The sequence below is a fragment of the Streptomyces sp. NPDC029014 genome (genome assembly GCF_055564695.1).
The window spans coordinates 41,343-47,342 of record NZ_JBVHVT010000071.1 but is presented as its reverse complement, the minus strand read 5'-3'; the positions used below and the strand labels follow the sequence as shown (position 1 = coordinate 47,342).

1 pseudogene is annotated in these 6,000 nt (G+C 74.9%); it reads right to left on the bottom strand.

The features are described from left to right. A pseudogene (locus tag ACZ4VL_RS30690) lies at nt 1-5,860 on the bottom strand (type I polyketide synthase); the annotation flags it as partial. Nucleotides 5,861-6,000 lie beyond the last annotated feature (140 nt).

The window sequence follows — 6,000 nt, the reverse complement described above, 5'->3', positions numbered from 1 at the left end:
CACCCTCACCCCACCCGGTACCGTCCGCGGCAGCCGCGAACGCCTTGATCCGACCGTCCTCCGCCAACCCCCGCTGACGGCTGAAGTCGATGAAGGCGTCCGGGGTGGACATCACGGTGACACCGCCGGCGAGGGCCATGGTGCACTCGCCCTGGCGCAGTGCCTGGACGGCCAGGTGCAGGGCGACCAGGGACGACGAGCAGGCCGTGTCGACGGTGATCGCGGGGCCTTCGAGGCCGAACACGTAGGAGAGGCGGCCGGAGACGACGCTCGCCGCGTTGCCCGTGCCGACGTGGCCCTCCAGGCCGTCCTGCTCGCGGGTGATGAGGGAGAGGTAGTCCTGGCCGTTGGTGCCGACGAACACGCCGGCCCGGCTGCCCTTCAGCACGGCCGGGTCGATGCCGGCGCGTTCGAAGGCCTCCCAGGAGGTCTCCAGCAGGAGCCGCTGCTGCGGGTCCATGGCGAGGGCCTCGCGCGGCGAGATGCCGAAGAAGTCGGCGTCGAAGTCGGCGACGTCGTAGAGGAAGCCGCCCTCGCGGGTGTACGAGGTTCCGGGCCGGTCCGGGTCGGCGCTGTAGAGGCGGTCGAGGTCCCAGCCGCGGTCGGCCGGGAACCCGGCGACCGCGTCCGCGCCCTGCGCGAGCAGACGCCAGAGGTCCTCGGGGGTGCGGACGCCGCCGGGGAAGCGGCAGCTCATCCCGACGATGGCGATCGGGTCCTCGTCGGCGGCGACGGGCGCGGCCGGGCGGGCGGCGTCCGCGGACTGCTCGCTGCCGACCAGTTCCCCGCGCAGGTACTCGGCGAGGGCGGCCGAGGTCGGGTGGTCGTAGACGAGGGTGGTGGGCAGCTTCAGCGCGGTGGCCGCGCCGAGGCGGTTGCGCAGGTCGACGGCGGCCAGGGAGTCGAAACCGAGGTCCTTGAAGGCGCGCTCCGCGCCGACCGCGTCGGCTCCGTCGTGCCCGAGGACGGCGGCGACGTGCGTGCGGACGAGAGCGAGCAGCTCCCGCTCCTGCTCGGCCCGGGGCAGCCCGGCGAGCCTCGCGAAGGCGGCGCCGGCGACGTCGGCGCCCGTCACGACGGTCCCGTGGCCGGTGGCCGTGGCGTCGCCCGCCGGCGTACGGGTGACGAAGTCGGCGACCGACGGGTTGGGGCGGACGGCTGACACGACGGACGCGTAACGGTCCCAGGCGATGTCCGCGACGGTCAGGGCGGCCTCGCCGGCGCCGACGGCCTGCGCCAGCGCCGCGATGGCCGCGTCGGGGGCCATGGGGGGGACGCCTTCGCGGCGCATGCGGGCGTCCATCGCCTCGTCGGCGGCCATGCCGCCCTCGGCCCACGGACCCCAGGCGATCGAGGTCGCGGCCAGGCCGGCGGCCCGGCGCTGCTCGGCCAGCGCGTCCAGGTAGGCGTTGGCGGCGGCGTAGTTGCCCTGGCCGGCCGCACCGATGGTGCCGCTCATGGAGGAGAACAGCACGAAGGCGGACAGCTCGATGCCGAGCTCGCCGGTCAGCTCGTGCAGGTTGCGGGCCGAGTCGACCTTGGCCCGCAGCACGCTCTCGAAGCGGTCCGGCGTCAGCGCGTCCAGGACACCGTCGTCCAGCACGCCGGCGGTGTGGACGACCGCGGTGAGGGTCTCGGCCTCGGCGGCCAGCAGCGTACGGAGTGCGTCGCGGTCGGCGGCGTCGCACGCCACGACCGACACCTCCACCCCGAGTTCGGAGAGCTCCGCCGCCAGCTCGGCGGCGCCCGGAGCGTCAGCGCCCCGGCGGCTGGTCAGCACCAGCCGCTCCGCACCCGCACCGGCCAGCCAGCGGGCCACGCGCCCACCGAGGGCACCCGTACCACCGGTCACCAGCACCGTCCCGGACGGCGACCACGGCTGGTCGCCCTTCCCGGCGGCTGCGCGGACGAGGCGGCGTCCGAAGACCCCGGAGGAACGAACCGCGACCTGGTCCTCACCGGCCGCACCGCCGGCGAGCACGCCGACCAGCCGGCCCATCGCCCGCTCGTCCCAGACCTCGGGCAGGTCGACCAGACCGCCCCAGCGTCCGGGCAGTTCCAGCGCGGCCACGCGGCCCAGGCCCCACGTCTGAGCCTGCACCGCCGACACCAGCCGGTCCGAGCGACCCACGCTCACCGCACCACGGGTCAGGCACCACAGGGGCACCTCCACCCCGGCATCACCCAACGCCTGCACCAACACGGCCGTCGCGACGACACCGGCGGCCTCGTCCAGCGCCAGCAGCGACACCACACCGGCCACCGAACCGGCCCCGGCCAGCAGACCGGCCAGCGCAGCCCGGTCCGTGCCCGCCTCGACCACGACCCGGCGCACCTCGGCGCCACGCCCGGCCAGCGCACCCACCAGGGCCGTGTCGTCCACGTCCGCGGCGGGGGTCACGACGAGCCACGGGCCCGACAGTCGGGCACCGCCGGCCGCGGCCTCCGCCAGCGGCTTCCACGACGCCCGGTAGCGCCAGCCGTCCACCTCGGACTGCGTCCGTACGCGGCGGCGCCACGCCGACAGGGCGGGCACGACCTCGCTCAGCGGCTGTTCGCCGTCGGCGTCGAGTTCGAGGGCGGCGGCGAGGGCGGCCACGTCCTGGTGTTCGACCGCGTCCCAGAAGTCGCTGTCGGCAGGGTCGGTCCGGTGGTCCGCGGCCGTGGCCGGATCGGCGGAGGCCGGGGTGCGCGCGTCCATCCAGAAGCGCTGCCGCTGGAAGGCGTACGTCGGCAGTTCCACGCGCTCGGCGCCCGTGCCGGCGTAGCAGGCGGCCCAGTCCACGTCCGTGCCGCGGACGAACATGCGGGCGACGGCATCGAGGAGGGTGGCGGTCTCGGGGCGGCCGGCGCGCAGTGCGGCGAAGACGGGGGGCGGGGTGGCGGTGTCCTGCTGGTCGGCGGCGAGGCAGTCCTGGGCCATGGCCGTGAGGACGGGGTCGGGGCCGAGTTCCAGGAAGGAGTCGGCACCGCGGGCGTGGAGGGTGCGGATGCCGTCGAGGAACCGGACGGCGTCGCGGACGTGCCGGACCCAGTGTTCGGGGGAGGCGAGCTCGGCGGCGGTGGCGGTGGTGCCGGTGAGGAGGGAGACGACGGGGAGGGTGGGGGTGCGGTAGGTGAGGACCTGGGCCAGGCGGCGGAAGTCGTCCAGCATGCCGTCCATGTGCGGCGAGTGGAACGCGTGGCTGACCGTGAGCCGCTTGGTCTTGCGGCCCTGCGCCTCGAAGTGCGCGGCGACGGCTGCGGCCGCGTCCTCGTCGCCGGCGACGACGACCGACTGCGGGCCGTTGATCGCGGCGATGGACACTCGGTCGGCGTCGGTCAGCAGCGGGAGGACCTCGTCCTCCGACGCCTGTACGGCGATCATGGCGCCGCCGGTGGGGAGTGCCTGCATCAGGCGGCCGCGGGCGGCGACGAGCGCGCACGCGTCCTCGAGGGAGAGGACGCCCGCCACGTGGGCGGCGGTGATCTCGCCCACGGAGTGGCCGGCGACGAAGGCGGGCCGCAGTCCCCAGGACTCGACGAGCCGGTACAGGGCCACCTCGACCGCGAACAGTGCGGGCTGGGTGTAGGCCGTCTGGTGCAGGAGGGCGGCCGCGGGGGTGTCCGCGTCGGCGAACAGGACGTCGAGCAGGGGGTGTTCGAGCTGCTCGTCGAGGTACCAGCAGGCGTCGTCGAGGGCGTCGGCGAACACCGGGTGGGTTTCGTACAGTTCGCGGCCCATGGCCAGGCGCTGGCTGCCCTGGCCGGTGAACAGGACGGCGGTGCGTCCTGCGGCGGGGGCACCGTGGACGACGGCGGGGGTGTCGGTGCCGTCGGCGAGGGCGTGCAGGGCCTGGTGGAGGGCGGTGCGGTCGTCGCCGAGGACGACGGCTCGGTGGTCGAAGCGGCTGCGGGTGGTGGCGAGGGAGTGGCCGATGTCGTGCGCGGTGGCGTCCGGGCGGGCGTCGAGCCAGTCGGCGAGGCGTCGGGCGGTGGCGCGCAGGGCTTCGGGGGTCTTCGCGGACAGGGTCCAGGGCAGCGGTGCGCCGGCGGGGGTCTGCGCGGTCGGCTGGTCCGTGGCCCCGTCATCGACGCCGTCCTCGGCGCGGTCGGCGGCGCGGTCCTCGGCCGGCGGCTCCTCGATGATGGCGTGGGCGTTGGTGCCGCTCATGCCGAAGGAGGAGACGCCCGCCCGGCGCGGGGCGTCGGACGCCGGCCAGTCGACGGACTCGGTGAGCAGGGAGACGGCGCCGGCCTCCCAGTCGACGTGCGGGGTCGGCGCGTCGACGTGGAGGGTCTGCGGCAGGACGCCGTGCCGCATGGCCATGACCATCTTGATGACGCCGGCGACACCGGCGGCGGCCTGGGTGTGGCCGATGTTGGACTTCAGGGAGCCCAGCCACAACGGCTGGCCCTCGGGCCGGTCCTGGCCGTAGGTGGCGAGCAGTGCCTGGGCCTCGATGGGGTCGCCGAGCCGGGTGCCGGTGCCGTGCGCCTCCACGGCGTCCACGTCGGCGGCCGACAGGCCGGCGTTGGCCAGGGCCTGGCGGATGACGCGCTGCTGCGCGGGGCCGCTGGGGGCGGTGAGGCCGTTGCTGGCGCCGTCCTGGTTGATGGCGGTGCCGCGGACGACGGCCAGGACGCGGTGGCCGTTGGCGCGGGCGTCGGAGAGGCGCTCGACGAGGAGCATGCCGGCGCCCTCGCCCCACGCGGTGCCGTCGGCGGCGGCCGCGAAGGGCTTGCAGCGGCCGTCGGCGGCGAGGCCGCGCTGGCGGCTGAAGGAGAGGAACGAGCCGGGGCTCGCCATGACGGCGGCGCCGCCGGCGAGTGCCAGGGAGCATTCGCCGTTGCGCAGGGCCTGGACGGCGAGGTGGAGGGCGGCGAGCGAGGAGGAGCAGGCCGTGTCGACGGTGACGGTGGGGCCTTCGAAGCCGAAGGTGTAGGCGATGCGGCCGGAGGCGACGCTCGCGGCGTTGCCGGTGACGAGGTAGCCCTCGAACCCGTCGGCGGCGTCTTCGAGGCGGGGGCCGTACTCCTGGGTCTCGGCGCCCACGAACACGCCGATCTGGCCGCCGCGGAGTCCGGCGGGGTCGAGGCCGGCGCGGTCGAACGCCTCCCAGGAGGTTTCCAGCAGGACGCGCTGCTGGGGGTCCATCGCGAGGGCCTCGCGCGGGGAAATCCCGAAGAATGCGGCGTCGAATTGGTCGGCGTCGTGGAGGAATCCGCCTTCGCGGGTGTACGTGGTGCCGGCCCGGTCGGGGTCGGGGTCGTACAGCGCGTCCAGGTTCCAGCCCCGCCCGGTGGGGAATTCCGAAATGGCGTCGGTGCCGGTGGCGACGAGGTTCCAGAGTTCGTCGGGGGAATGCACGTCGCCGGGGAATCGGCAGCCGATTCCGACGATGGCGATCGGTTCGTCGCTGTTGACGGCGCGGGTGACGGGCGCCTCGGCGGGGGCGGTCCGGCCCAGCAGGAGGGCGTGGACGCGGTCGGCGAGGTGGGCGGGGGTGGGGTGGTCGAAGGCGAGGGTGACCGGGAGGCGCAGACCGGTTCCGGCGACGAGTCGGGCGTGCAGGTCGACGGCGGCGAGCGAGTCGAAGCCGAGGTCGAGGAACGAACGGTCGGCGTCGAGGACGGCGGGGGCCGCGTCCCGCAAGGTGGCTTTGACCAGGGAGGACACCCAGTCGAGGAGGGTCGCGCGCTGTTCGCCCTCGGTCAGGCCGGCCAGGCGCTCGCGCCACTGGGGCTGGCCCGCCGCCGGGTTGTCTCCGCTGCCGGTTCCGCCCTGGGCGCCCCGGGGGCCCTGGGGTTCGGGCGGAGTCCCGTCGGCCTCGGAGGAGCCGCCGATCTCGGGTGCGAAATCCTGGGACTCGTTAGACATCGCGCGCTCCACCACTCCGTACAGAGAACTCCAATACTGGTGAGACCCTGACACGGGAGAGGGGCGGCAGAAACCCCTAACAATCCCCCTAGGGGCCCCTAGGTGAAGGCCGCGGTAAGAAGCCTTGACTCTACGGGCGA